The sequence below is a fragment of the Paraburkholderia sp. SG-MS1 genome (genome assembly GCF_012275575.1).
Classification (GTDB): Bacteria; Pseudomonadota; Gammaproteobacteria; order Burkholderiales; family Burkholderiaceae; genus Paraburkholderia.
In genome coordinates, this window is sequence record NZ_NPIH01000140.1 from 1 (window position 1) to 24438 (window position 24438).

Genomic DNA, 24438 nt, shown 5'->3' on the forward strand with positions numbered 1-24438 from the left:
CCATCGTCCGGCTATCCACATCGGACGACTGCAGCTCACCCAGCGTGAGCGTGCGCAGCGTGCCGCCAGGCCGGCCGATATCGCGCCCCAGCACCACCTGAGTCGTGGCCGCGCGATATTCCCGCACGATGTCCAGCGCTTTATCCAGTTGCCACGGACGCGCGCGCGAAATCGGGTTATAGAACGCCATCACCAGGTCGGCTTCGGCCGCGTGCCGCAGACGCTTTTCGATGATCGTCCACGGCTTCAGGTTATCGGACAGCGACAGCATGCAGAAGTCGTGACCGAGCGGCGCACCCGCTTGCGCGGCGGTCGCGAGTGCTGCCGACACGCCCGGCACGATCGCCAGTTCGACGGCAGGCCAGGCCGCGTCTTGCGATGCATCGAGCGCTTCGAGCACCGCGGCCGCCATCGCGAACACACCCGGATCACCTGACGACACCATCACCACCGACCGGCCTTCGCTCGCCAGTTCGAACGCGTGGCGCGCGCGCTGCATTTCCTCGCGATTGTCTGTGCCGTGTATACGTTGATCGGCGCGCAACGGGCCGGCCATTTTCACGTAGGTGTCGTAGCCGAGAATATCGGTCGCTTCGTCGAGCGCCGTGCGGGCGGCGGGCACCATCAGGTCGGCGCGGCCAGGGCCGAGGCCGATCACCGTCAGACGGCCGCGTGCGCGGCCGATCGTGGCGGGGTCGATGGCGAGGGGCGCGACTGCCAGCGCAACGCCTGAGGTCATGCCGTCGTGCAGCGTTTCGTGGGGGATGCGCAGTGCGGCATGTATCAGGTTGGCAGGCGACACGCCATCTTCGGGGCGGGTTTGCGCGAAGCGCAGCGGCACGTTGAAACGGGCAGCGGCTTCGGCCAGCGCGGGGTTCGTCATGTCGTCGGACGAGGCGAGCAATGCTGCGAGCGACAGCGGCGCGAGACCGTGTGCTTCCAGCGCCTTCCGCAGGCGGGCAACGATCTCCGCACCCGCACCCGCACCGCTCACCGCCGCGACCACACAGCGCGGATGAATCACCAATTCGTCCTCACGCCCATCCCACGCACGCGGCGTCACGCGAATCGCGAGCCGAGCCGAAGCGCAACGTGGCAATTGCGCATCATCGAGCCAGGGTGCGTCGCCTTCGATGCGCGTGCTTTCTCCCGCCAGCAGATCCGATACGAAACGCTTGCCTTGCCCGAGATCGGCGAGCATGTAGCCCTCGGGCGGATTGAGTACGCAGGTGCCGAAGCGCAACTCGCCGCTCGTCGTAATCGCAGGCGGCACGGTCAAGGCGGCCGCAATCTCGCGGGCCATCACGTTGGCGCCCGTCAACCCGCCGAGCAACGGCACGACCGCGCTGCCGTCCTCGGCGACGGCCAGCACGGGCGGCTCGACGCCCTTGTTCGACAGCAACGGCGCGACGCAACGAATCACGATACCGGCCGCGCACAACGCGACGATCGGCTTGCCGCGCGCATACAGTTCACGCAGATGCGCACCGAGTTCGGTGTAGGACACGTCAGCTTCGACGCGTCCATGCAAACCGTGCACCTGGCAGCCGGCGTCAGCGGCACGATCCACACCGGACGCATCCTCGAGATACAACGCCTGAATCCTTCGCGCCGTGTCCAACGCTCCGGCGCCGAGAATCACGATCGCGGGCGCGCTCATCCTTGCCATTTTTCCCCCGGCACGACGAGCAGCGAAAAATACGGCGACGCCATCGGATCGACTTCGGCGAGCGGCACGATGCGTTGATTGCCCATCGTCGCGCGTTCGACGTACAGCGCACGCTGCGCGAGGCCGAGTTCGCCTAGCACGCGCCGCACCTTGTCGAAATTGCGGCCGAGCTTCATCACGACGGCGGCGTCGGCATCGGCGAGACGGCGGCGCAATTCTTCCTCGGGCAGCACGCCCGACAGCACCGACAAACTTTGATTGCGATACACCAGTGGCGCGCCGAGCACTGCCGCGCCGCCGAGCATCGAGCACACGCCGGGCACCACTTCGCTCTCGTAGCGCGCCGCGAGCCGGTCGTGCAGATACATGTACGAGCCGTAGAAGAACGGATCGCCTTCGCAGATCACGGCGACGTCGCGGCCCGCATCGAGATGGCCGGCGACGATCTCGGCGGCGGTGTCGTAGAAGTCGGCGATGATCGCCTCGTACGAGAGCGGCGGTTCGAGCGCTTCGGTCGTGACCGGATAGACGAGCGGCAGGTGCGCCTGAGCGTCATGCAAATGCGCCTCGATGATGCCGAACGCGTTGCCTTTCTTGCCCTTCGCGACGAAGTACGCGACCACCGGCGCCGCCTTCAGCAGACGCAGCGCCTTCAGCGTGATGAGTTCGGGGTCGCCGGGGCCGACGCCGAGTCCGAACAGTCGTCCTTGCACGCTCATTTATTCGACCTCCGTGGCCAGTGCGTTGACGGCGGCGGCGGCCATCGCGCTGCCGCCGCGCCGGCCGTGCACCGCCACGTAGGGCACGCCGCGGCTGTCCGCGGCAAGCATCGCTTTCGATTCGGCCGCACCGACGAAGCCCACCGGAAAGCCGAGAATCAATGCGGGTTTCGGCGCGCCGGCATCGAGCATGTCGAGCAGATGGAACAGCGCGGTCGGCGCATTGCCGATCACGACGACACTGCCGGCGAGTCGCGGACGCCACAATTCGAGTGCGGCGGCCGAGCGCGTATTGCCGATTTCGCGCGCGAGCGCCGGCACGTCCGGATGCGTGAGCGTGCAGATCACGTCGTTGTTCGCGGGCAGCCGCGTGCGTGTGATGCCCTGCGCGACCATGCCGGCGTCGCACAGTATCGGCGCACCCTGGGCGAGCGCCGTGCGGCCTGCCGCACCAGCGTGCGCGGAAAACTGCAGCGCGTCGATCACGTCGACCATCCCGCACGCGTGGATCACGCGTACCGCGAGTTTTTCGAGGTCGGCGGGGATGCGCGACAGGTCGGCTTCCGCGCGGATCGTCGCGAAAGATTGGCGATAGATCTCCTGACCGTCGCGAATGTAATCAAGCATCTGTGTCACTCCGGGACAGGTGGGCGAGCAGGTCGGCGGCCTGTGCGATCGTCAGTTGATGCGCGACGCAGTGGCCGAAGCCGGCGTCGCCGTTGCGTCGATAAAGGTCATAGAGGCCGCGCGCGGCGGCCAGCAGCGTGTACGGCGCGCAATGCGCGGCGGCGCACGAGCGCGTGCAGCCGCTCAGGTGCACGTCGACGTTGGCGGGCAGCAGGGCGGCGAGGCGCAGCGCATCGGCTTTGGTGTCGGCGAGGCTCTTTGCGCAACCGCTCGACCCGGCGCACGCGATCAAACGCGTGATGGGTTGTGCGGGATCGCTGGCGAGGCCCAGACCGTTCAGTTCGGCCAGCGCGGCGGGCAGTGCGTGCGTCGGGATGTCGGGCAGCAGCACGCTTTGCCAGGGTGTGGCGCGCAGCGTGCCGTTGCCGTGGCGTTGCGCGAGCGCGGCGAGGCCGTGCAGCGTGGCGGCGTCGAGGCGGCCGAGCGGCGGCTGGCCGCCCACGTGCCACAGGCCGGCCTCACGTTGAGCGTGCGCGCCGAGACGTAGCGCGGCATCGGCTGTGGTACTGCGGCGCCATTCGGTGAGCTGGGCGTCGCGTGACAGCGGAAAGTCGGCATAGCGTTGGGCGTGCTGCAGCAGCGCGTCGGCGCCATGTGTGGCGAGCAGGTCGCGCATGCGGAGGGCGTCGGCTGGCGCGAGGTCGAGGAATGTGTGCAGCAGCGCGCGCACGAGCGCGGGGACTTGTGAGGGGAGGACGGTGGCTAACGGGCGGTGGTCGTGTGTGTGCGTGGAGCGGGTGCGTGAATTCCGCGTGACCGTGCTGCCGGTCAGCGTGGCCGGAAGCGGATGCGCAGCAAGGACACCAGCCGCAGCCGCATGGGTTCGCGCGTTCGTACCCGCGTTAGCTTTTGCACCAGCACCTGCACCAGCACCTGCATCGTCGTCCGTAACCGCGTTTGCGTCTTCCTCCACCTCGACACAGGGACACCCCGCCAGCCCGAACACGAACCGCACACCGTCGCGGCTCGAAGTCGCCGCGAGCCACACATCGTGTGGATGATCGATCTTCGCCAGACGTTCGCCGCCATCGAGCAGCAGCGCGAATTTCGGCGACAGCGCCGTGAAGCGCGTCTCGCGTTGCAGCAGTGTGAGCAATTCCGCGCATAGCGCAGCGGTGTCGATCAACGCGAACGGATCGCGTCCCGCTGCGGGGCTGATCATCACGTTGCGCACGTCGTCCGCGGCGCTGACGGCTGCGGCATTCGAAGCGTCGGTTCGGGCGGCTGCATCGGCGAGATCCGCGACGCTCGCCGGAACGGTGTCCGAAATCCCGGCTGCGTCCACGGCGTTGGCTGCGATCGCGTCTGCCCGAGGCTTCTTCATCGGCCCGAGCCCGGCTTCGACCAGCGCCGCGATCAACTCGGCTTCATGCCCCGGGCGCACGCCACGCAGCTGCAGGTTGGCCCGATTGGTCAACTCGATCACGCCCGCCGCGTGCCGCGTGCTCGCGTCGGCAATGGCTCGCGCCTCGTCCGCGCTCAACTCGCCACCTGGCAGCTTGATCCGGCAGATGCCACCATCACGCGCGGCAACGATGCGCAGCAGCCCCGGGCACGCCGAGGGCCGCGGTGTCGAAACCGCGTGGGGCAAAGCAGTGGAGGGCGAAACTTGAGTCAAGACGGACACCGGGTTTAGCGTCGCGCGACGGCCCGAGCAAGCCGCGAAGGCGGATTGCTGCGGCATCGGTACACCCCGCCCGATGTTGGCTGGCACGAACAGTCTCGCCGGCAGGTCTCCTGGCTGGCAGGTCATCGTCCACCGCAGCCTTCCCGGTCAGACCAGTGGCGCGTAGCGCAGGCGGACTCGCTGCATACAGTTGCGGGGGCAGCCACAGTGGCACTGTGTTCCCTCTTCGGCCCCGAAGGGCACCGGCGGCTGTATTATGCCTTTTTTCGAACCGCGCAACGAGGCGGGACGCTTTGGCCGGCGTCGCGCGGCGCATTGATTGAAGACACAGAATGAGGATGGTGGCATGCCGGCATGGCTGACCGTAGTGGGCATTGGCGATGACGGCTTCGCCGGTTTGGGACGGCCCGCGCGGCGTGCGTTGCTGGCGGCGTCGGTGGTGTACGGCGGCGAGCGTCATCTGGCGATGCTGCCCGCGCGCCTCGCCGCACGCCGCGCCGCGTGGCCGCGTCCGTTCGATCTCACCCCGCTGCTCGCCGAACGCGACGGCGCCGTGTGCGTGCTGGCGAGCGGCGATCCGATGCTGTTTGGCGTCGGTGCGACGCTGGCGCGGCAGTTGCCGGCGGAGCAATTACGCGTGCTGCCTGCCCCGTCGTCGTTGTCGCTGGCGGCCGCGCGGCTCGGCTGGCCGTTGCAGGACGTCGCGACGGTGTCGCTGGTGGGCCGTCCGTTGGCGTCGCTGAACGCGTATCTGCACGACGGCGCGCGCGTGTTCGTGCTGAGCGCGGACGGGCGCACGCCCGCGGCGCTCGCCGGTGTGCTGAACGCACGCGGCTTCGGCGCGACGCGAATGAGCGTGCTCGAACATCTTGGCGGCGAGCGCGAGCGCCGCATCGACGGTCGCGCGGATCAGTGGAGCGCGGGCGAGGTCGCCGCGCTGAATCTGATCGCGCTGGAATGCCGGGCGACGGCAGGCGCGCCGCGCCAGCCGCTGACCTGCGGCTTGCCCGACGACATCTTCCGTCACGACGGTCAGTTGACCAAGCGCGATGTGCGTGCGATCACGCTCGCGCGCCTTGCGCCGACGCCCGGCGAATTGCTGTGGGACGTGGGTGCGGGCAGCGGCTCGATCGGCATCGAATGGATGCGCGCGCATCCCGCTTGCCGCGCGATCGCGATCGAAGCGCATGCGGAGCGGCAGCGCTTCATCGAACACAATCGCGATGCGCTGGGCGTGCCTGGGCTGCAACTCGTCGCGGGCCGCGCGCCTGCTGCGCTAGATGGGTTGCCGGTGCCGGATGCGGTGTTCATCGGCGGTGGGGTGACGGTGCCGGGTGTGCTGGACGCGTGTTGGGCCCGTTTGCGTGACGGCGGACGACTGGTGGCCAATGCAGTCACGTTGCAGGGCGAGGCGGCGCTGGTTGCGTGGCGCGAGCGGTTTGGCGGCACGCTCACGCGTATCGCGCTCGCGGACGCGCAACCGCTCGGCGGCTTCGATACGTGGCGGCAGGCGTTGCCGATCACGTTGCTCGAAGTGACCAAGGCGGCTCGCGGCAATGGCGAGGCAAACAGCGTGCGGGCAACGGCAAGTGGCAGCGGTGAAAATGCCACGAATGATGCGGACGTCGGAGACAGCACGAGCGGCGCCAGCAATACGAACAGCACGAACAGCACGAACAGCACGAACAGCACGAACAGCACCACCGTCCATCACTGCGCTTCACCCCACCATCCGTAATGCGCGAAGAATCTCCCGAACACGCCGCGCCGCTGCGTAGCGGCTACACGACCGGCAGTTGCGCGACGGCGACGTCGCTCGCGGCGGCGCGTCTGCTGCTCACGGGCGTGGTCAGCGAGGTCGCGGAGATCGTGCTGCCCAAAGGCCAGCATGTGCCGATGCCGCTCGTGTTCTGCCGCCTGCTCGCCGACGGTGCTGAGGCCGGCACCATCAAGGATGCCGGCGACGACCCCGACGTGACCCACGGCGCGCTCGTGTTCGCTCGCGTGCGTCTCATCCCCGAGCCGGGCGTCATTTTTCGCGCCGGACCGGGCGTCGGCACGGTGACGCGCGCGGGCCTCACGCTGCCGGTCGGCGAGCCGGCGATCAATCCCGTGCCGCGCAAAATGATGACCGGGCATCTGGCCGATCTCGCGGCGGAGCACGCGTATGGCGGCGGCTTCGAAGTGACGATCGGCGTCGAAGGCGGCGAAGAGCTCGCGCGGAAAACGATGAACCCGCGCTTGGGCATACTCGGCGGCCTGTCGATTCTCGGCACTACCGGCATCGTGCGGCCGTTCTCGTGCTCCGCGTATATCGCGTCGATCCATCAGGGCATCGACGTTGCGCGCGCGAACGGCTACACGCATCTGGCCGCCTGCACGGGCAACGCGAGCGAAGACGCAATGCGCGCGCGTTATGCTCTACCGGATATCGCGCTGATCGAGATGGGTGACTTCGTCGGCGCGGTGCTCAAGCATATGAAACGCGCGCCCGTCGACCGGCTCAGCGTGTGCGGCGGCTTCGGCAAACTCAGCAAGCTGGCCGCGGGCCATCTCGACTTACATAGCCGCCATTCGAGCATCGATCTCGAACGGCTCGCGACATGGGCCGCGGAGCACGGCGCCGACGCCGCATTGCAGGCGGCGATTCGCGCGGCCAACACGAGCCAGCAGGCGGTGACGCTCGCCCATGCGCAGCAGGTGCCGCTCGGCGATATCGTCTGCGGGCATGCATTGGCCGTGGCGCGCGCGATCGCGCCGCCGCAGGTGAATGTCGAAATGTTCGCGATCGACCGTCAGGGCAATGTGATTGGAGCGGCGCGATGATGCGGGCCCTGTTGCTCGGCGGCACCGGCGACGCGTTGAAGATCGCGCGCCAACTCGGCGCCGCGCACGTGTACAGTCTCGCGGGTCTCGGCAAGGTGCCGGACGATCTGTCGTGCACGGTGCGCGTCGGCGGCTTCGGTGGCAGCGAGGGCCTCGCACGTTACATCGCGAGCGAACGGATCGGCCTCGTGATCGACGCGACGCATCCGTACGCCGCGCGCATCAGCGCGAACGCGCTCGACGCGTGCCGCGCGGCACGTGTGCCATGCTGGGCGCTGCGTCGCCCGGGCTGGCGCAGCCAAGCCGGCGACGACTGGCGCATGGTCGGCGACTGGAACGAACTGATCGGCGCGCTCGCGCCGTTCAGGCGGCCGCTCTTTACGTTAGGCCGCGAGCCGCTCGCCCATCTCGACGGGATTCCGCCGTGCCAGTTCTGGACGGTGCGCTGTCTCGGTTCGCAGCCGGACACCGCGCGCTCGCGCATCCTCGCGGCGCGCGGCCCGTTTACGCTCGACGCAGAGCGCGCGCTCTTCGCACTGCAAGCGTTCGACGTGGTGGTGAGCAAGAACAGCGGCGGCGAGGCGACCGAAGCGAAGCTGCAGGTGGCGCGTGAACGCGCCTTGCCGGTCATCATGCTGCGTCGTCCGGCCCTGCCGGAAGTCGACCGGGAATTCGACAGCTTCGCCGGTTTGCTGGATGCGTTACGCGCGCACCAGGTGGAGCTGCGGGCCGAACAGCACGCCCCCCGGCACCACGGGTAATGGAATCTTTGGAGTGTTGAATGACGGTGTTTTTTATCGGCGCAGGTCCTGGCGACCCGGAACTGATCACGGTCAAAGGGCAGCGTCTCGTGCGCAGTTGTCCGGTGATCCTGTACGCGGGTTCGCTGGTGCCGGCCGCGGTGCTCGAAGGGCACAGCGCGCAGCAGGTCGTCAATACGGCCGAGCTCGACCTCGATCGCATCGTCGCGTTGCTGCAGGCCGCGCATGACAAAGGGCACGACGTGGCGCGTGTGCATTCCGGCGATCCGTCGCTGTACGGCGCGATCGGCGAACAGATTCGCCGCTTGCGCGAGTTGCGCATTCCCTACGAGATCGTGCCTGGCGTGACCGCGACGGCTGCATGCGCGGCGGCGCTCGGTTGCGAACTGACGCTGCCCGATGTGTCGCAGACGCTGATCCTCACGCGTTACGCGAGCAAAACGACGATGCCCGAAGGCGAACAGCTCGCCGACCTCGCCCGGCACCGCGCGACGATGGCGATTCATCTCGGTGTGCGGCACCTCGCGCGCATCGTCGGTGAGTTGCGGCCGCATTACGGCGGCGCGTGTCCGGTCGCGGTCATTTATCGCGCGAGCTGGCCGGATGAGGAAAGGCTCACCGGCACGCTCGACGACATCGTGAGCAAAGTGCAATCGAGCGCGATCGAGCGGACCGCGCTGATTCTGGTCGGCGAGGTGCTCGCCGCCGAAGGTTTCGCGGACTCGACGCTGTACGCGAAGGGCGGTTGAACAGCGTGCGTGCGCAAGCCCATCCGTGGATGGGTTGCATCGCTCACCCACGCGTCAATCCTCGAGCGGTGACAACGCCTCGATCGGCATCTTCTTTTCCGAGCCGATGTGAATCGCCGGCACGAACGCGAGCAACGCCACCACGAAGATCGCGATCACGAAGATCGAAACGAACGTCAGATGCAGCGACTGATGCAACACCAGACGGATCATGTCGCTATCGCCGAGGCTCGCTACCTGATTCTGCAGCAGCGCTTTCAACCGGTCCGACGTGACCACGGCCGTGCCCTGCGAATGACTGAGCCCGAAGTTGAGCACCGCGCCGAACAGCGTCGCGCCGAGCGTGCTGCCGAGATTGCGCGAAAAAATATTCGACGCGGTCGCGCTGCCGCGTTCATCCGTCTTGACGATTTCCTGAATCAGCACCAGCGAACTGACGCTCGACGTGCCCATGCCGAAGCCCATGATCAGCGAGCCGAACGCAGCGATCAACGGCGAGCCGCCGGGCGACAGGAACAGCAGCAGCGCAGCGCCGAGCGGCACGAACGCGCTGCCGCCGATGAGGATGCGCCGCAAGCCGAGGCGGTGGAACGACTTCGCCGCGAGCGTCGCGCCGGTGGGCCAGCCGACCATCATCATCGTGAGCGCGAGGCCGGCGACCACCGGCGAGCGATGCAGCACGCCCTGCACGTACATCGGCAGGAAGGTGGTCGCGCCCATCAGGATCATGCCCGACAACAGGGTCGAGCCGTTGCACGCGGCAATCGGCCGGCGGCTCCAGAGGGCGAACGAGATCATCGGCTCGGCGGCGCGCCGCTCCTGCAGCACGAAGAACAGTACGCACAGCAGGAAGGCGACGCCTGCGAGCGATGCCATGGCGAGCGCGTCGTCGCCCGCGTAAGTCAGCGCCATCATCAACGCGGCGATCGCCGCCATGAACAATGCCGCGCCGCCAAAGTCGATCGACGGACGCGCGTGCCGCTCCGATTCCCGCAGGAACGCGATGAAACCCGCAGCCGATGCGAGGCCGATCGGTACGTTCATCCAGAAGATCCACGCCCACGACAGGTTGTGAATGATGAAGCCGCCGACCATTGGTCCGACCACCGCCGACACTGCCCAGACGCTCGCGAGGTAGCCTTGCACCTTGCCGCGTTCGCGTGCCGGATAGAGGTCGGCGACGATGGTCAGCGTGACCGGCTGGATCGCGCCCGCGCCGACGCCTTGTATCAGGCGGAACACGATCATGGCCGGCATCGACCACGCGAAGCCGGCGAGCACCGAGCCGAGCAGGAAGATCGCGATGCCCGCGAGCATCACCGGTTTGCGTCCGTACAGGTCGGCGAGCTTGCCGAACACCACGGTCATCGCCGTTTGCGTGAGCAGGAACGACGAGAAGACCCAACTGTACAGATGCAGGTCGCCGAGTTGCGTGACGATCTGGGGCATCGCGGTGGAGACGATGGTGGCTTCGATGGCGACCATCGCCATGGAAGCCATGACGGCGGCAATGACTAAAGCGCGCGACGACTGAGGGCTGCGGGACATGGAGGCGTTAGTATCGGGGTGTTGGGCGCGTTTGACGGCTTTGCCGGGGGCTTGCCGCGACGCATCAGCGCGGCCGCGCGCGTGGCGGCCGATGTGGAGTATGCACCTTGCCGGGAATGCGCGCTCGCAGCGTGGCACAGGGTTTGCGCGTTCGAAATTCACTGTCGACACATGGAGGATCATTATGAGGATCGAATTCACCGGACGCCGCGAAGTTGTGGCGGCGGCGCGCGTTGCCTTCGAGGCCAATGTGGACGGGGCGGACGTTTGGTGCAGCGTGTCGCTGGATGCGCTGAACGACCATTTCGGCAACCACGGCCCGTCGGCCCACGATCTGGTGGGCACCTTCGAGGCGAACCGTGCGCGGATTGAAAATGCTACGCGGCGGGTCCTCGAAAAGAACGGCGGTCGTTCGGTTGAACTCGAGACCGGCGATTTTAATTAGGTTTCGATCGAAGCCGCGGCGGTTTCCGTAGGCCGTCGCGGCGAGTCTTCGAACGGCGAACTCATCGGCGACTTCTCCAGATCCAACAACAATCCCTTCGACACGTGGCCATTATTCTATGAAGACGCGGCGCCTATATTGAGTCCAGCGGTCGCGCAACATGTCATTTGCAGCACCGCCGACCATCAATTACTGGAGCTCGTTTTTATCATGAAGTCCTTGATCAACGCTGTTGTCGTCGTCGCTTCCATCGCCGCATCGGCCACAGTGTTTGCGCAGTCGAATACCCGCATCACGCGCGAACAGGTACGCGCGGAACTCATCCAGCTCCAACAGGCTGGCTACCACGTCGGCGACGGCGATCAGACCCATTACCCCGAAGCGGTGCAGGCGGCGCAAGCGCGCATTGCCGCACAAAACAGCAGCGCGAGCGCCTACGGCGGCAGCGTCGCGGGTTCGTCGCAAAGCGGCCGGCCGGCGGTGTCGGCGGCTGACTGGAACGCGATGTATAGCCGTTGATTCAATGCGCCGCACGCCGCACGCCGCACGATGCAGCGCATCGGCGACTCGCGCAACGTGTCCGGATTTGCGTCGTGGTGCAACGGACCCTTCCAGCGCGACGTCTATATCCGCTTCGTCGACGCAGGTACAGTAGTCATGCACGCACGACTTCCGGTGTGCGAGCGAGAGAGTTGGCCCCGGCTGGAAACAGCCGGGGTTTTTTTCAACTGCCGTGAACGGCGCGCAGGGTTCATCATGAAGGCGCGCCACTTCGGGATTTCTTTTTTCTGTTCTTCACATCGGATATCCGGCGCAGGCGTTCACGTCGGCTGGGCGCAGCCCGCCGCGCGCGGCTACGGTATAGTCACGCCAATCGATAGCACGCATGCCGCGGTTCGCCCGCACATGCATGGCGAACGTCCCCCGATTGTCTGGAGAACATCGTGCAGGAAATCATCAAAGGGTTCATCCGGTTTCAACGCGACGTCTTTCCGCAGCAGATCGCGTTGTTCAAGCGTTTGTCGGCGGCGCAAAGTCCGAGCACGCTTTTCGTGACCTGCTCTGACAGCCGCGTGGTTCCCGAGTTGCTTACACAGGTCGAGCCAGGCGCGCTGTTCGTGATCCGAAACGCCGGCAACATCGTGCCGTCCTACGGTCCGGAACCGGGCGGGGTGTCGGCCACCGTCGAGTACGCGGTGGCGGTGCTGGGCGTGCGCGATATCGTGATTTGCGGCCACTCCAACTGCGGCGCAATGACGGCGATCTCGACCTGCATGAATCTCGACCATCTGCCGGCGGTGGCAGGCTGGCTGCGTCACGCGGATGCGGCCAAGGCGGTCAATGCCTCACGCACCTATGATTCGGATGCCGAACGTCTCGATGCGCTGGTCAAGGACAACGTGATCGCGCAGCTCGGCAATATCCGCACGCATCCTTCTGTGGCCGTCGGACTCGCCAACAAGACCTTGCAATTGCATGGCTGGATTTTCCAGATCGAAACCGGCGTGATGCTCGCGCTCGATGGGCGCACCGGGGAATTCCTGCCGCTTGTCGACAATCCGGAAATTTACGCGGGCTGAGGCGTGGATGGCGTGTGAGGTTCCGATGCCAAGTCGGAGCAGTCGGTGTTGAGACACACCTGGCGATGACGTGGCATCGAAAACCTTTAGCGGCCTCTAGCGTCGCGGGAATGCATCCCTCGTGCGAGGCACGCCTCAAAGCCCGTTCAATCGATGAAGCACCGGAACGCCAGACTGATGCGCGGCTCGTTCTCGCCCGGCCGCTTCGGAATGCCGTGCTCATGCGTGAACTGGGCCGCATAGCTCATGACGAGGCAACTGCCCGCTTCCAGTTCGACATGGAGCACCCGGCCTGCGCCCCTCTTTGGACGGATCGACATGCGGCGGCTCGCGCCGAGCGAGATGATCGCGATCGGCTGCGCAGGCACTAGCCGCTCGGTCTTGTCGCTGTGGAGCGCGACGCTGTCGCTGCCGTCGCGATACAGATTGAGGCCGACCCGATTGAACGGTGCGCCGACGAGTGCGCGCACGGCCTCGAATGCCTCGCCTAACGGCGCGGGGAGCTGGGCGGATTCGCGCGAAAACGTGGCAAGCAGACGCGGTACGGCGACTTCGCGCTCGTACATCATGCGTTGCTGGCTGATCCAGCCGATGTTCTGACGCGCCTCGTCGAACCACCGCTGCGCGATGGCGGCCGGCACCGCCGAGGGCAGATAGCGGATGCCACCCTCCCGATCGTGGAGAACGGCCACGGGCTCTGGGGCGAACAGGCTTGGCTGGGACACCATGGCGAGGAGGGTGAGGCTGGAACGGTCAGGGCGTTTCATTATACTGTGTTTTTATACAGTATTTTAAGGTTGCCGTTGCCGAACGGCTTATCCGCACCAGTTGCTTACGCGGGCAGTGGCATGGCTCGACGAGGCTCCTTCGTCCAACGGTGAATGCATCGGCGTGAATGGCGCTTGATCCACGCCTCGTGCAGATAACAGGGGTGGCAATTAGCCATGACGGCACCTGCTCTGCCCGAGTATTCACTTAGTCTCGACTCGCGACCAACGCCTGCAGCTTCTGCCGTTCCGAACGGCGCCAGTCCGCGGGCGTCATGCCCATGTGCAAAGTGAAAGCGCGCCTGAATGCAGCCACGGATCTGTAGCCGACGGTCTCGGCCACAACCTCGGTGGACACGCCTGTTTTTTTCAGCTCATTGGCGGCCAAGGCCATCCGGACATCGGTCAGCAGTTCATTCGGCGAGCGTCCTACCTTTTCCTGAAAGTGACGAATCAGTGTCGCGCGCGACATGCTGCACAGGTCGGCCAACGTCGACAGCGTCCACGCGCCTGCCGGGTCGCCGAATATGGCCGCGAGTGCGGGCACGAGACGCGGATGGCCAGCGAGAGCGAGTAGTCCGGTCGGGGCTTCGTCGGATTCGCTGGCCATGCGCAGCGCCAGCGCGAAAAGAGCCGCGGATAGCGCGTTCATCATCGCGTAGCCCCCCAGATTGCCTACGTTCGATTCCCCTCGCATCAGCGCCACGAGACCATTCAGTTGCGCAGACGTGCCTTCGGAGCCGTCGGTGGTGGATGTTCGGATCACGAGCCGCGTCGGCAGATAGGCACGAATAAACCTGTCGTGAGGCGGCGCCAGAACGATTCGGCCGCAGAGCATGTCAAGACGCTCGCCGGTCCCTGTGTTTTCGCTAATGGTCAGGTTCAAGCCTTCGTGCTGACGCGCACGCTTCGGCCGCGCGCCGCTGCCGTCATGAAGAACGTGGGCGCAGCCGTGCGGAAACATCACGATGTCGCCAGCGCGAAGATGTTGTGGCTTGCCAATGCCGGGCGTCTCCAGGATGCCGGACCCGCTGAGCACGATGTGATAGGGCATTTCGCCCGCATCGGAATCGCCATAGACGACCTGCCACGGAGCGCCGTACAGACATCGGAGTTCCAGTTGGCCGCGCACGGTCATCATGGCGAGAAGACGGCTGAGCCAATCCAGAGGAGGTGACATGTTTCTGCCTACGTTGATACTTTCGAGCATGATATTGATAATTAACAGGCTCAACAAGCTCACCCTGCGGCCCTAAAGTGGAGGCTCCTACACCACTGAATGAGGTCCATCATGAGCCGCATCGCCATTCCCGCTGTGACGAACGCCACTGGCGCGACCGCCGACGTCTATGCGCAAGTGCGCAAATTCGCCGGCGCAAGTGTGCCTAACCTGTTCGCCGCGCTGGGTCATCTCGCGCCTGCAACATTGAGCGCCGCGTTGAATGCCGAAGGCGCGCTGGCAGCCAGCAGTCTGAGCAAGGCGGATCTGGAAACCATCAAGCTGCTGGTGAGCGAGCAGACAGGTTGTGACTACTGTGTCGCCGCGCACGCGATGCTCGGGAAGACGGCGGGCCTCTCGCCCGAAGCGCTGAAGCAGATCCGCGCGGGCGAGGCGACCGGCGATGCCAGGCGCGACGCGCTTGTCCACTTCGTGCTGAATCTGCAGACGACGCGCGGCACGATTAGCGAAAACGAATTCTCGGCGATTCGCGCGGCCGGCTACAGCGAGACGCAACTGGCCGAGATCTCGCTCGCAATCGCCATGACGATTTTCACCAACACGTTCAATCGCATCAACGACACCGAGGTCGATTTTCCGCCGGTGAAGTGACATCGGCGTTGGCACGCGCTACGTCTACGTCCTCAGGCAAGGGCCGGATCGCTGCTGCGCTGTACTAATTAACCTCTAGATGAATGGAGAATGTGATGTCCCAAGTTGAACATGTCGATACGTTGATTCTCGGCAGTGGCCAGGGCCGCAAGCTGCTGGCGTGGCATCTGGCCCGATCGGGGCAACGCGTGGCCGTGGTCGAACGGCAGTGGGTAGGCGGCTCCTGTCCGGCCGTCGCCTGTCTGCCGAGCAAGAACGAAATCTGGAGCGCGCGTGTTGCGCACCTGACGCGACATGCCGGCCAGTTCGGTACGACGACTGGTGCCGTGTCCATCGACATGACGAAGGTGCGCGAGCGCAAGCGCGGCATGATCGAAAGAGAGGTGGTGTTTCACCTGGAGGCGTATGCGTCGAGCGGCGCCGAACTGATCATGGGCCGTGGCCGCTTTGTCGGACCGAAGACGATCGAGGTCCAGCTCAACGATGGCGGCACGCGTACGCTCAGCGGTAACCAGGTGGTGCTCAACGTCGGCACGCACGCCGCGATTCCCGATCTGCCCGGGCTGCGCGCGTCGGAGCCGCTGACCCATATTGGCGCGCTCGACCTCGACTATGCGCCGGCGCATCTCGTCGTGCTCGGTGGCGGGTACATCGGCATCGAGATGGCGCAGGCGTATCGCCGCTTCGGCAGCCGCGTGACCATCGTCGAGCGCGGTTCCCGGCTGATGGGTCGCGAAGACGTGGACGTGAGCGAAGAGATGTATCGCATTCTCCGCGCGGAGGGGATCGAGATGGTGCTGGGCGCCGAAACGATCAGCGTCGAGGGCCGCTCGGGAACGCAGGTGCGCATTGTCGTGCGCACCGGTTCAGGCGAGCGGACGATAGACGGCAGCGACATTCTCGTTGCGGCGGGCCGCGTACCGAACACGGCTGACATCGGGCTGGAGCAGGCAGGCATCGAGCTCGATGAGCGTGGATATATTCGCGTGAACGACCGGTTGCAGGCATCGGCGCCCGACGTGTGGGCGATCGGTGAAGTCGCGGGCAGTCCGCAGTTCACGCACGTATCGGTCGATGACTTCAGGATCGTGCGCGACAACCTGGCCGGCGTAAATCGCAGAACGACCGATCGTCTGGTTCCGTACACGCTGTTCACCGATCCGCCGCTTGCGCGTGTGGGTTTGAGCGAAAGCGATGCGCAGCGCCGCGGCATCGCCGTGCGCGTCGCGACACTGCCGATGAGCCATGTGCTGCGAACCGAAGCCACTGACGAAACGCAGGGCTTCATGAAAGTGCTCGTCGGCGCCAACGACGACCGCATCCTGGGCTTCACGATGATCGGCCCGGAAGCGGGAGAGGTGATGGCGGCGATGCAAACTGCGATGCTCGCTGGCCTTCCGTATCAGACGCTGCGCGATGCGGTCATCTCGCATCTGACTTTCGCGGAGGGGTTTGGGCCGTTGCTCTCGAAGGTGCCTGCAAGAGTGATGGAATAGGGGCCATCTAGCGATTGCGGAAAAGCCCTTTGCTCTGCCAAAACCCGTCGAAGATCGGCGGGCTTCGCGACGGACATCTGTTCAATCTGTTCCATTGCGCCTAAGATTTTCGCGAGAGTAAGAGGGAGGCGTCATGGACAGCTCGGGTACCAACACTCGCTTCGCCGGCTCGATCCCCGAGCTGTATGACAGTCATCTCGTTCCGCTGATCTTTGAACCCTACGCCGCGGATCTTGCGAAGCGGGTAGCGGCGCGCCATCCGTCTCGCGTGCTCGAGACCGCAGCCGGCACCGGCGTCGTAACCCGCGCAATGGCGCGTACCTTGCCCACACACGTGGACCTGATTGCGACCGATCTGCATCAGCCCATGCTCGATCGTGCCGCAGCAATCGGCACCCTAAGACCGGTGACGTGGCAACAGGCGGACGCAACCCGCCTGCCTTTCGACGACGCGACTTTCGACATCGTCGTCTGCCAGTTCGGCGTCATGTTCTTCGCGGACAAAGCGCGAGCATTTTCCGAAGCTCGGCGCGTACTCCGGCGCGATGGCGTGCTGCTGTTCAACGTGTGGGATCGCATCGAGGAAAACGAATTTGCCGATACCGTCACGACGGCGCTCGCGGGTCTCTTTTCCACGGACCCGCCACGTTTCATGGCGCGCACGCCGCATGGCTATTTCGACAGGCACGTGATTTCAAGCGATCTCGTCGAGGCGGGCTTTGGCGCGGCGCCGCGCGTCGAGACGATTGCGGCGCGCAGCTGCGCGGCATCGGCTCGCGAGCCGGCCGTCGCCTACTGCCAGGGAACGCCCTTGCGCAATGAGATTGAGGCCCGTTCTGGCGGCGGTGTCGAGGAGGCGACTTCAGCGTGCGCAACGGCGATTGCCGAGCGATTCGGCACGGGGCCAGTTGAAGGGAAGATTCAGGCGCACGTGGTTGGCGTGGAGCACTGACGGCGGCCGGCAGAGGACGGACGATGGCACATGCAATCGGCTGCTAGCCGCCAGATTCACGAGATCGTGTACCTGCTCTGCGTGCCGCCGTTGTAGAGGTTTCTGGCGAATTCGAGAATCTGGATGCGGTTGCTGTCGAACGCAGCCAGCAACGCGAGCTCATCCGCAAGTATGTCTGGATTAAGCTTCTTGAGCATTCTGTCGTCGACCAGGAAGGCAATTTCGCGGGAATTGTCGTAGCCCCAGAAGCACACACCGTGTCTGGAAGCGTCATAGACTCGACTGGGATTGGGAAAGTTGAGCATCACGTCGTCTTTCCATGCTTATTCACCGATGCGGGTATATCGCCACTTGCTCGCGTTCACGTCGATGAGCGCGTCGTTATCGCACCGCTTCTGGGCGCGCTCGCTTTCCGCTTTCGCCAGTGCGGCGGCACGCTCCTTCTGAGTCGCGATGAAGTCGCTATGCCTCGCCGGCGACGATGAATAGGCTTTGGTTCGGTTTTGCATGCTGGTTCCAATAGGTGTTTCAGACCGCTGCGCGACTGCGACGACGGGGTCTTGTGACCGGCCTCTCCATGAGCGGCGTGAACGAATGCTTGCGAGCTTACGGTCGGCGCTGCGGATTGAACGATCGCGCACATCGAACCCTATGACAATGCGCTCTTTGCCACAGCGATGCAAGTACAATCGCGAAGCACTCTTCATGTGTTTCTCAGTTCATCGCATCGACACGGTGCACGCAAGACCATCACGTATCGCGAGGCATTCTTCGGCATGTGACGACGCTTATGCGGGACACCGCAGTGTTGGATGAGAAAACAAAAAAATAAGGACGTTTAAGGTTTTTTCGCCGGTGTATGCTGGGTCACGATATCTGCCACAGCGCACACCCGGGCCGAAACGGTCGGTTCAAACGCTGAGCAGTTCCTTTCTGAACCGGAGGCCTGATTGTGCTGTCACCGCAGTCTTCGGTGCCGCCAGTGACCCTTTGATCAGGTGAAACGACATGAGTGGGCCGCGATGCCTCACTGTTCGCCATAAGAGCCTCTATCGTTATTCAGAGCCCGTGAGTTTTGGCGAGCATCGAATGATGTTTCGGCCGCACTCCAGCCATGACATGCGCCTCGTGACATCACAATTGTGCATTACGCCCACACCGATCTGTCTACGTTGGCTGCATGATGTATTCGACAATTCAGTCGCCATCGCCACATTCTCGGGCGAGGCATCTCGACTTCTGTTCGATAGTGCAGTCACGCTCGAACATGACGAGGCCCCGTCGCCCGACTATGCTATCGAGCCCTACGCCGCCGTCTGGCCGTTTGCCTATACGAACGAGGAGGCCACAGACCTCGTGAATGCGCGCAGCCGACGATATCCCGAGGCGAGCGTCGACAGTTGGGCACGCAGTTTCATTGCGCGAACCGGCCACAGTTCGACCATGGCGATCCTGCGCGCCATGACCACCGCGATCAAAGACGGATTTCTGTATGTCCGGCGCACAGAGAAAGGCGTCTACCGTCCGGCAGATACGTTGTCCCGTCGTAGCGGCAGCTGCCGCGATTTCGCCGTACTGATGATCGACGCAGCCCGCTCTCCTGGCTTTGCCGCACGCTTCGTCAGCGGCTACATCTTTGTCCCCGATCAAGACACCACTGAGGGAGGTGGCGCCACACACGCATGGTTGCAGATCTTTCTACCGGGGGCGGGCTGGGTGGATTTCGATCCGACTAACAGCATCATCGGAAACCGGCACCTGATCCGGGTAGCCGTCGCGTGGGACCAGCATCAGGCCTTGCCGCTATGGGGAACCTGGACAGGCGCGCAAAGCTCGTTTCTCGGTCTGGATGTCGAAGTGAGCGTCACCGAGGACCGCTGTTGAATCTTATAGGGGAGGCCGCCGCCATGAGACTCCGTGTTGGTTATGAACTGATTTACGAGTGCGAGCAGTACACCCCGATGATGCTGATGCTCAATACGCACTTCTCGCGAGCGCAGGATATGTTGCAGGCGGACCTGCTTCTCGTCGATCCGGCGGTAACCATCCTGCAGTACCGGGATGGTTTCGGTAATCTGTGCAGCCGCCTCGTCTCCCCACCGGGTCGAATCGAAATGTCGACGAGCGCGTTGCTCGAAATTTCCGGTCAGCCCGAAGAACGGGAGCCTTACGGTCACCAGCATCCGGTCGAGGAATTGCCCAACGAATGCATGGTGTTTCTACTGGGCAGCCGCTACTGCGAGACCGATCTCTTGTCCGACGTTGCGTGGCATCTTTTCGGCCAATCGCTGCCCGGGCGCGATCGGGTGCAAGCGATCTGTGACTTCGTTCATCGCCACATTGTGTTCGGATACGAGTTTGCCCGTCCGACCAAAACAGCGTGGCAGGTCTACCACGAGCGACAGGGCGTGTGCCGCGATTTCGCTCATCTGGCAGTTGCATTGTGTCGCGCCATGAACATTCCTGCCCGCTACTGCACGGGATACATCAGTGACATCGGCGTGCCTGCGCCGCACAGTGCCATGGACTTCGCGGCCTGGTTCGAAGCCTATGTCGGCGGCTGCTGGCAAACATTCGATCCGCGCAACAACGTGCCGCGGGCTGGGCGCGTATTGATGGCCCGCGGACGCGATGCCGCCGATGTCGCGATAAGCAACACTTTCGGAGCGGCAAGGCTCGTGAAATTTGCCGTGCATTGTGCGCCGGAGGAGGTGTGAGCGGGCCAATGGACGGTGGGTAGCTCGCATGGCTTGGAAGGTTGGACCGTACACCTGATTGCCGTGTGGGCGACCGTCTGACTTGAGCCACGAAGAACGATCATGGATTCGCTCAACAAACTCACCCCTGATGGGTCGTCTCCGTTAGCGAACCCATGCCCGCACGCTCGAGCCATGAGCGGAACAGCACGACCCGTTCATCGTCCGACTTCCCGTGCGCAACGTAAGTGCAATAGCTCCGCGACGGCAGACGGGGACCCTCGAACGGAGCGACGAGCCGGCCAGCCGCGAGATCGTCGGCGATGAGCGCAGTCGGTCCCATTGCGATCCCTATTGCGTCGATGGCGGCCTGCAAAGTCAGGTAGAAGTGGTCGAAGGTCAGCGTCGCAGCCGGCCTCAGGGCAGGCATTCCGACCCGCGCCAGCCAGTCCGGCCAGAGTCGCGGCAGGCTCGACGTGTGCAAAAACGTATGCTCCCGCATATCGTCCAGCGTCCGCAGCGGGAGTCGCTGCAGGAGCGCCGGGCTACAGACCGGAAGCCTTTCCTCGGAAAGGAAAAGGCGCATCGAGTAGCCATAAAACGTGTCCGGGCCGCCCCGGATGATGACGTCAAAGCTCTGCTCCAGACTCTCCACCGGTTCGTTCGACGTCTCGACCTTGACATCCACATCGGGATGCTCCGCGCGGAATTGAGCCAGTCTCGGTACCAGCCAACGCAACGTGAATGTCGCGGGCGCGTTGACGGACAGGGTCCGCGAGACGGGTTCCGGGAAACCATATCGGGCGGTGGCTTGCGAGAGTTGCTCGAACAGAGGGCCGACCTCGGCGAGATAGGCCTTTGCCGCCGGCGTCAGCAACACGCGCCGGTTGTGCCGTTCGAATAACGCTGCGCCGAGCCACGCTTCGAGCAGCCGCACGTGCTGACTCACCGCACCCTGAGTCACGTTCAATTCCGCAGCGGCCTCCTTGAAGCTGCCGAGGCGGCCTGCGGATTCGAACGCGCGCAATGCGTTCAGTGGAGGCAAGACCCGCTTCATTCGAAATAGTTTCTCTAACGCTAATGGCCAATTTATCTGGTTTGTCGCGGCGCCACAAGATAGATATTCTTCCGGCAAGCCAATTCTCGGGGGCGCGCATGCTCAGTTATACCGGGGGGGTCGTCCTCCTCGCCGCCGTCCTGCACGCCAGCTGGAACGCGATGCTCCACGGCAACGACGACCGCTTCCTGTCCATGACGTGGATGAGCATCGCCATCGCGGCCGTCGCCACCCTCGTGATCCTGTTCACGCCGTTACCGGCCAGTGCGGCCTGGCCGTACATCGTCGCTTCGGGGCTCGTGCATATCGTCTACAACGCGACCCTCGTGCGGTCATACCGCCGCAACGATCTGGCGCAGGCGTATCCGATCGCGCGCGGCTCATCGCCGTTGCTCGTCACGCTGGGCGCGGCGCTCTTCACGCATGAGGCGATCGGCCCCTTGCACGTGCTCGGGATCGTGATGATATCGGGAGGCATCATCGCGATTGCGCTCGACGGGCGTCATGTCTCGCGCGCGGGTGTGCTGGCCGCGCTGACGACCGGCGTGACGATCGCCGTCTATACGGTGATCGACGGCATCGGCGTGCGCTTGTCCGGTGGCGAGGCGCTCGCCTATACCGCGTGGATGTTTCTGTTCTATTGGCTGATGCCGGTACTGTTCATCGCAACGCGCGGGCTCACGGCGCTGTGGTCGCCGGCAGGGGCGGCGTCTGGCGCAATCGGCTCGTCGCTCGTGGGCGGCCTGGTGTCGATCGCGGCGTACGGCATCGTGATATGGGCGCTGCAGTCGGGCGCGATGGGCACGGTATCGGCGTTGCGCGAGACCAGCGTGGTATTCGCGGTGCTGATCGGGCGAGTGTTCCTGCGCGAAACAGTAAGTGCAAGGCGCTGGATGGCCTGCCTGGTCGTCGCGGCCGGTGCGGCTTGTCTGGGCTTTTGACACGGCCCGACGCGCGTCATGTCTTTCCCGTGCGTCCTCACCTGACCGGGCCGGGCGGGCAAATGCAGTTAGCGCGCAGCTTGCAACCGGGCGTGGCGAACGCCCGCGCGCCGTCTAGCTGCTCGCTGATGACAGCTCGACGCGCTTGCGCTGCAGGAACCGGCGCACGGCGGGATCGCGTTCGAGGCCGATTGCAAGCTCGTACGCGCCGAGCGCTTCGGCCGTCGCGCCGGCGCGCGCAAGCAGATCGGCGCGCGCGGCCCAGTACGGCTGGTAGTCGGCCAGTCGCGGATCGTCCGCATACGGCTCGAGCGCGTCGAGCGCCGCCTGCGGGCCGTCCCGCTCCGCCAGCGCGAGCGCGCGATTCACCGCGACCACCGGCGACGCGGCAGTCGCGAGCAGCGCGTCGTAGAGCTGCACGACTTCGTCCCAGTTCGGACAATGGGTCTGGCAGCGGTGCACGTGCGCCGATTGCAGCGCGGCCTCCAGCTGAAAGCGTCCGATTGCGTTGAAAGTGTTCGCGCGTCGCAGCAGTCTGTCGGCAGCCTCGAGCATCGGCGCGTTCCATGTCGCCGGATCCTGAGCGGACAGCGGCACGTAGTCGCCCATCGCATCGCGTCGCGCGTCGCAACGCGCCTGCGCATACAGCATCAGCGCGAGCAGACCAAGCGTCTCCGGCTCGCCGGGCAACAATTCGACGAGCAATTGAGCAAGAAACAGCGCCTCCCCGGTGAGATCGCGCAGCCCGCTATCGCAGCCGACCGGGTCGGTCCACCCCTGCGCATACACGGCATAGGCCGCTTCCAGCACCGCAGCCAGCCGGCCGGGCAATTCCTCGCGCTCGGGCACGCTGAACGGAATGCCCGCTTCGCGGATCTTGTACTTCGCCCGCACGAGGCGCTTGCTCATCGCAGCGGGCGACATCAGGAACGCGGAGGCAATCGTCTTCGCTTCGAGCCCCAGCACCACCTGCAGCATCAGCGGCGTGCGAATCGCGGCCTCGAGCGCAGGGTGCGTGCACGCGAAGAGCAGCGCCAGCCGCCGGTCGGGCAAGGCGCCGGCTTCACGCTCGTCGATCTCGTCGGCGAGGATCGTGAGCTGATTGACCACGTCGTCGCCGACGCGGCGATGGCGCGCGCCGTCGATCGCCCGGCGGCGTGCGACCGTCATCAGCCATGCTTCGGGATTCGCGGGGCAGCCTCGCGCCGGCCAGTCGGCGAGCGCGGCTGCGAACGCGTCGGCGAGTGCGTCCTCGGCTGCCGCGACGTCGCGCGTACGCATCGCCAGCAGCGCGACGAGCTTGCCGTAGCTGCGCCGCGCGAGCGCCTCGGCAATCGAACGCGCGGCGCCGTCAGCGTCACGGCCGCAGCCGGACGAACTCATGCGGATGGCGCGTCGTAGGGGGCAGTCCACACCGGGCGCACTTCCAGGTGGCCGTGCGCCGCGCCGGGGCAACGCGACGCCCACGCAATCGCCGCGTCCAGGTTCGGCACGTCGATGAGGTAGTAGCCGGCGAGCTGCTCCTTCGAATCGGAATACGGTCCGTCGAGTACCTGCGGCTTGCCGTCGAGGAGCCGCACCGTGGTCGCCGCGTTCGTGTTCTGCAGCCGGTTGGCGCCCAGCAGAACCCCCGCTTTTTTCAACGATTCGGTGTACGCCTGATACGCGGCGACGCCTTGCTGCCGCTCGCTGTCGGTCATCCGGTTCCAGCCGTTTTCTTCGGAATAAATCATCAGCAGGTATTGCATATGAGCCTCCGTCATGGGTTGAGGCGGGTGAATGACATCGAGCCGCCATCACAATGACGCGCGGGCGGCATGCCGACGGACAGGCGGCCTCGAAAAAAGGCGGACCGCGCGCCGCTCTATTCGTTTGCCTCCACCGGGGACCCTGCGCGAGAGCGGCTCGGGGCAGTGCGCCACCGGTTCCGCGTGGCCTTCAATTTCGGCGGAGCACTGCAGAGTGCATTAAAGCCCTGTTACCGCAGGTATCGCAACAATCCGGGCGAAAATGTCCGGCTTTCATTTGTCGTGGCCGTGACTTCCACGCGACGACGGCAGCGGACAACCCGCCGGCCGTTCGCTTTG

Annotated in this window: 25 protein-coding genes and 1 riboswitch; of the genes, 13 read left to right on the forward strand and 12 right to left on the reverse strand. The window is 64.9% G+C overall.

Annotation, left to right across the window (positions count from 1 at the left end; genetic code table 11):
• The 4 genes from cobJ to CIC12_RS10970 form a co-directional block, all read right to left on the reverse strand.
• Positions 1-1660, reverse strand: a 1660-nt coding sequence (cobJ, locus tag CIC12_RS10955) for a precorrin-3B C(17)-methyltransferase (RefSeq protein ID WP_174772010.1), incomplete at its 3' end; no start/stop codon positions are given.
• On the reverse strand, positions 1657-2388 hold the full coding sequence (locus CIC12_RS10960; RefSeq protein WP_168664139.1) for a precorrin-2 C(20)-methyltransferase: 732 nt from the start codon (positions 2386-2388) through the stop codon (positions 1657-1659). The genes cobJ and CIC12_RS10960, both read right to left, overlap by 4 nt.
• A complete protein-coding gene (locus CIC12_RS10965) occupies positions 2389-3015 on the reverse strand; it encodes a precorrin-8X methylmutase (protein WP_168664140.1) in 627 nt (208 codons plus the stop codon). It abuts the gene before it with no gap.
• The gene (locus CIC12_RS10970) at positions 3008-4702 is read right to left on the reverse strand and encodes an oxidoreductase (protein ID WP_342030526.1); all 1695 of its coding nucleotides are present in this window, start codon (positions 4700-4702) and stop codon (positions 3008-3010) included. The genes CIC12_RS10965 and CIC12_RS10970 overlap by 8 nt, the downstream gene beginning before the upstream one ends.
• A gap of 83 nt (positions 4703-4785) precedes the next feature.
• Positions 4786-4964: riboswitch (cobalamin riboswitch) on the reverse strand.
• Between the two features lie 84 nt (positions 4965-5048).
• On the opposite strand from CIC12_RS10970, the gene cbiE reads away from it, so the two are divergent.
• From cbiE to cobM, 4 genes are read left to right on the forward strand one after another with little or no spacing between them, the layout of a single operon-like run.
• On the forward strand, positions 5049-6440 hold the full coding sequence (gene cbiE / locus CIC12_RS10975; protein WP_168664175.1) for a precorrin-6y C5,15-methyltransferase (decarboxylating) subunit CbiE: 1392 nt from the start codon (positions 5049-5051) through the stop codon (positions 6438-6440).
• Positions 6440-7528 carry a cobalt-precorrin-5B (C(1))-methyltransferase gene (locus tag CIC12_RS10980; protein WP_168664141.1) on the forward strand — a complete coding sequence of 363 codons (1089 nt, stop codon included), beginning with the start codon at positions 6440-6442 and terminating at the stop codon, positions 7526-7528. Before cbiE ends, CIC12_RS10980 begins: the two co-directional genes overlap by 1 nt.
• Entirely contained in the window at positions 7525-8289 is a 765-nt protein-coding gene (locus CIC12_RS10985) for a cobalt-precorrin-6A reductase (RefSeq protein ID WP_168664142.1), read from the forward strand. The genes CIC12_RS10980 and CIC12_RS10985 overlap by 4 nt, the downstream gene beginning before the upstream one ends.
• Positions 8290-8309: 20 nt before the next feature.
• Positions 8310-9038: a precorrin-4 C(11)-methyltransferase gene (gene cobM, locus CIC12_RS10990; protein WP_168664143.1), complete on the forward strand. Its 729-nt coding sequence runs from the start codon at positions 8310-8312 to the stop codon at positions 9036-9038.
• A gap of 54 nt (positions 9039-9092) precedes the next feature.
• On the opposite strand, the gene CIC12_RS10995 is transcribed toward cobM, so the two are convergent.
• Positions 9093-10586, reverse strand: a complete 1494-nt coding sequence (locus CIC12_RS10995) for an MDR family MFS transporter (RefSeq protein ID WP_168664144.1) — start codon at positions 10584-10586, stop codon at positions 9093-9095.
• A 184-nt stretch (positions 10587-10770) separates the two neighbouring features.
• Here CIC12_RS10995 and CIC12_RS11000 point away from each other — a divergent pair, with 184 nt between their 5' ends.
• From CIC12_RS11000 to CIC12_RS11010, 3 genes are all read left to right on the forward strand, one after another.
• On the forward strand, positions 10771-11031 hold the full coding sequence (locus CIC12_RS11000; protein ID WP_168664145.1) for a DUF1488 domain-containing protein: 261 nt from the start codon (positions 10771-10773) through the stop codon (positions 11029-11031).
• A 210-nt stretch (positions 11032-11241) separates the two neighbouring features.
• On the forward strand, positions 11242-11550 hold the full coding sequence (locus tag CIC12_RS11005) for a DUF4148 domain-containing protein (protein WP_168664146.1): 309 nt from the start codon (positions 11242-11244) through the stop codon (positions 11548-11550).
• Positions 11551-11975: 425 nt separating this feature from the next.
• Positions 11976-12611 carry a carbonic anhydrase gene (locus CIC12_RS11010; protein WP_168664147.1) on the forward strand — a complete coding sequence of 212 codons (636 nt, stop codon included), beginning with the start codon at positions 11976-11978 and terminating at the stop codon, positions 12609-12611.
• 146 nt (positions 12612-12757) lie between these two features.
• Here the strand turns inward: CIC12_RS11010 and CIC12_RS11015 are convergent, their stop codons facing one another.
• Both CIC12_RS11015 and CIC12_RS11020 read right to left on the reverse strand, forming a co-directional pair.
• Positions 12758-13339: an alpha-ketoglutarate-dependent dioxygenase AlkB family protein gene (locus CIC12_RS11015; protein ID WP_168664176.1), complete on the reverse strand. Its 582-nt coding sequence runs from the start codon at positions 13337-13339 to the stop codon at positions 12758-12760.
• 247 nt (positions 13340-13586) lie between these two features.
• Positions 13587-14558, reverse strand: a complete 972-nt coding sequence (locus CIC12_RS11020) for an AraC family transcriptional regulator (protein ID WP_168664177.1) — start codon at positions 14556-14558, stop codon at positions 13587-13589.
• Between the two features lie 111 nt (positions 14559-14669).
• On the opposite strand from CIC12_RS11020, the gene CIC12_RS11025 reads away from it, so the two are divergent.
• The 3 genes from CIC12_RS11025 (at position 14670) to CIC12_RS11035 (ending at position 17657) form a co-directional block, all read left to right on the forward strand.
• Complete coding sequence (locus tag CIC12_RS11025) at positions 14670-15209, forward strand: carboxymuconolactone decarboxylase family protein (protein ID WP_168664148.1); 540 nt, start codon at positions 14670-14672, stop codon at positions 15207-15209.
• A gap of 95 nt (positions 15210-15304) precedes the next feature.
• Positions 15305-16705 carry an FAD-dependent oxidoreductase gene (locus CIC12_RS11030; RefSeq protein WP_168664149.1) on the forward strand — a complete coding sequence of 467 codons (1401 nt, stop codon included), beginning with the start codon at positions 15305-15307 and terminating at the stop codon, positions 16703-16705.
• A 133-nt stretch (positions 16706-16838) separates the two neighbouring features.
• Positions 16839-17657: a class I SAM-dependent methyltransferase gene (locus CIC12_RS11035; protein ID WP_168664150.1), complete on the forward strand. Its 819-nt coding sequence runs from the start codon at positions 16839-16841 to the stop codon at positions 17655-17657.
• Between the two features lie 56 nt (positions 17658-17713).
• Here the strand turns inward: CIC12_RS11035 and CIC12_RS11040 are convergent, their stop codons facing one another.
• Both CIC12_RS11040 and CIC12_RS33045 read right to left on the reverse strand, forming a co-directional pair.
• The gene (locus CIC12_RS11040; RefSeq protein WP_168664178.1) at positions 17714-17962 is read right to left on the reverse strand and encodes a DUF1488 domain-containing protein; all 249 of its coding nucleotides are present in this window, start codon (positions 17960-17962) and stop codon (positions 17714-17716) included.
• 18 nt (positions 17963-17980) lie between these two features.
• Entirely contained in the window at positions 17981-18364 is a 384-nt protein-coding gene (locus tag CIC12_RS33045) for a hypothetical protein (protein ID WP_238812523.1), read from the reverse strand.
• 301 nt (positions 18365-18665) lie between these two features.
• Here CIC12_RS33045 and CIC12_RS11050 point away from each other — a divergent pair, with 301 nt between their 5' ends.
• Both CIC12_RS11050 and CIC12_RS11055 read left to right on the forward strand, forming a co-directional pair.
• Positions 18666-19541, forward strand: a complete 876-nt coding sequence (locus CIC12_RS11050) for a transglutaminase family protein (protein ID WP_168664151.1) — start codon at positions 18666-18668, stop codon at positions 19539-19541.
• Between the two features lie 23 nt (positions 19542-19564).
• Positions 19565-20374 carry a transglutaminase-like domain-containing protein gene (locus CIC12_RS11055; RefSeq protein WP_168664152.1) on the forward strand — a complete coding sequence of 270 codons (810 nt, stop codon included), beginning with the start codon at positions 19565-19567 and terminating at the stop codon, positions 20372-20374.
• Positions 20375-20495: 121 nt separating this feature from the next.
• Here CIC12_RS11055 and gcvA read toward each other — a convergent pair whose 3' ends face one another.
• Entirely contained in the window at positions 20496-21410 is a 915-nt protein-coding gene (gcvA, locus tag CIC12_RS11060) for a transcriptional regulator GcvA (protein ID WP_168664153.1), read from the reverse strand.
• A 98-nt stretch (positions 21411-21508) separates the two neighbouring features.
• Here gcvA and CIC12_RS11065 point away from each other — a divergent pair, with 98 nt between their 5' ends.
• A complete protein-coding gene (locus CIC12_RS11065; RefSeq protein WP_168664154.1) occupies positions 21509-22351 on the forward strand; it encodes an EamA family transporter in 843 nt (280 codons plus the stop codon).
• A 114-nt stretch (positions 22352-22465) separates the two neighbouring features.
• Here the strand turns inward: CIC12_RS11065 and CIC12_RS11070 are convergent, their stop codons facing one another.
• Positions 22466-23734, reverse strand: a complete 1269-nt coding sequence (locus CIC12_RS11070) for an RNA polymerase sigma factor (RefSeq protein WP_168664155.1) — start codon at positions 23732-23734, stop codon at positions 22466-22468.
• Positions 23731-24099, reverse strand: coding sequence for a YciI family protein (locus tag CIC12_RS11075; RefSeq protein WP_168664156.1), 369 nt, complete (start codon positions 24097-24099; stop codon positions 23731-23733). Before CIC12_RS11075 ends, CIC12_RS11070 begins: the two co-directional genes overlap by 4 nt.
• Positions 24100-24438: the final 339 nt, after the last annotated feature.

What these genes read in the sequence shown, in the direction of transcription:
- CIC12_RS10960 (WP_168664139.1), bottom strand. Translation starts at nt 2,388, where the DNA reads ATGAGCGTGCAAGGACGACTGTTCGGACTCGGCGTCGGCCCCGGCGAC.
- CIC12_RS10965 (WP_168664140.1), bottom strand. Translation starts at nt 3,015, where the DNA reads ATGCTTGATTACATTCGCGACGGTCAGGAGATCTATCGCCAATCTTTC.
- cbiE (WP_168664175.1), top strand. Translation starts at nt 5,049, where the DNA reads ATGCCGGCATGGCTGACCGTAGTGGGCATTGGCGATGACGGCTTCGCC.
- CIC12_RS10980 (WP_168664141.1), top strand. Translation starts at nt 6,440, where the DNA reads ATGCGCGAAGAATCTCCCGAACACGCCGCGCCGCTGCGTAGCGGCTAC.
- CIC12_RS10985 (WP_168664142.1), top strand. Translation starts at nt 7,525, where the DNA reads ATGATGCGGGCCCTGTTGCTCGGCGGCACCGGCGACGCGTTGAAGATC.
- cobM (WP_168664143.1), top strand. Translation starts at nt 8,310, where the DNA reads ATGACGGTGTTTTTTATCGGCGCAGGTCCTGGCGACCCGGAACTGATC.
- CIC12_RS10995 (WP_168664144.1), bottom strand. Translation starts at nt 10,586, where the DNA reads ATGTCCCGCAGCCCTCAGTCGTCGCGCGCTTTAGTCATTGCCGCCGTC.
- CIC12_RS11000 (WP_168664145.1), top strand. Translation starts at nt 10,771, where the DNA reads ATGAGGATCGAATTCACCGGACGCCGCGAAGTTGTGGCGGCGGCGCGC.
- CIC12_RS11005 (WP_168664146.1), top strand. Translation starts at nt 11,242, where the DNA reads ATGAAGTCCTTGATCAACGCTGTTGTCGTCGTCGCTTCCATCGCCGCA.
- CIC12_RS11015 (WP_168664176.1), bottom strand. Translation starts at nt 13,339, where the DNA reads ATGGTGTCCCAGCCAAGCCTGTTCGCCCCAGAGCCCGTGGCCGTTCTC.
- CIC12_RS11020 (WP_168664177.1), bottom strand. Translation starts at nt 14,558, where the DNA reads ATGTCACCTCCTCTGGATTGGCTCAGCCGTCTTCTCGCCATGATGACC.
- CIC12_RS11025 (WP_168664148.1), top strand. Translation starts at nt 14,670, where the DNA reads ATGAGCCGCATCGCCATTCCCGCTGTGACGAACGCCACTGGCGCGACC.
- CIC12_RS11030 (WP_168664149.1), top strand. Translation starts at nt 15,305, where the DNA reads ATGTCCCAAGTTGAACATGTCGATACGTTGATTCTCGGCAGTGGCCAG.
- CIC12_RS11035 (WP_168664150.1), top strand. Translation starts at nt 16,839, where the DNA reads ATGGACAGCTCGGGTACCAACACTCGCTTCGCCGGCTCGATCCCCGAG.
- CIC12_RS11040 (WP_168664178.1), bottom strand. Translation starts at nt 17,962, where the DNA reads ATGCTCAACTTTCCCAATCCCAGTCGAGTCTATGACGCTTCCAGACAC.
- CIC12_RS33045 (WP_238812523.1), bottom strand. Translation starts at nt 18,364, where the DNA reads ATGAAGAGTGCTTCGCGATTGTACTTGCATCGCTGTGGCAAAGAGCGC.
- CIC12_RS11050 (WP_168664151.1), top strand. Translation starts at nt 18,666, where the DNA reads ATGAGTGGGCCGCGATGCCTCACTGTTCGCCATAAGAGCCTCTATCGT.
- CIC12_RS11055 (WP_168664152.1), top strand. Translation starts at nt 19,565, where the DNA reads ATGAGACTCCGTGTTGGTTATGAACTGATTTACGAGTGCGAGCAGTAC.
- gcvA (WP_168664153.1), bottom strand. Translation starts at nt 21,410, where the DNA reads ATGAAGCGGGTCTTGCCTCCACTGAACGCATTGCGCGCGTTCGAATCC.
- CIC12_RS11065 (WP_168664154.1), top strand. Translation starts at nt 21,509, where the DNA reads ATGCTCAGTTATACCGGGGGGGTCGTCCTCCTCGCCGCCGTCCTGCAC.
- CIC12_RS11070 (WP_168664155.1), bottom strand. Translation starts at nt 23,734, where the DNA reads ATGAGTTCGTCCGGCTGCGGCCGTGACGCTGACGGCGCCGCGCGTTCG.
- CIC12_RS11075 (WP_168664156.1), bottom strand. Translation starts at nt 24,099, where the DNA reads ATGCAATACCTGCTGATGATTTATTCCGAAGAAAACGGCTGGAACCGG.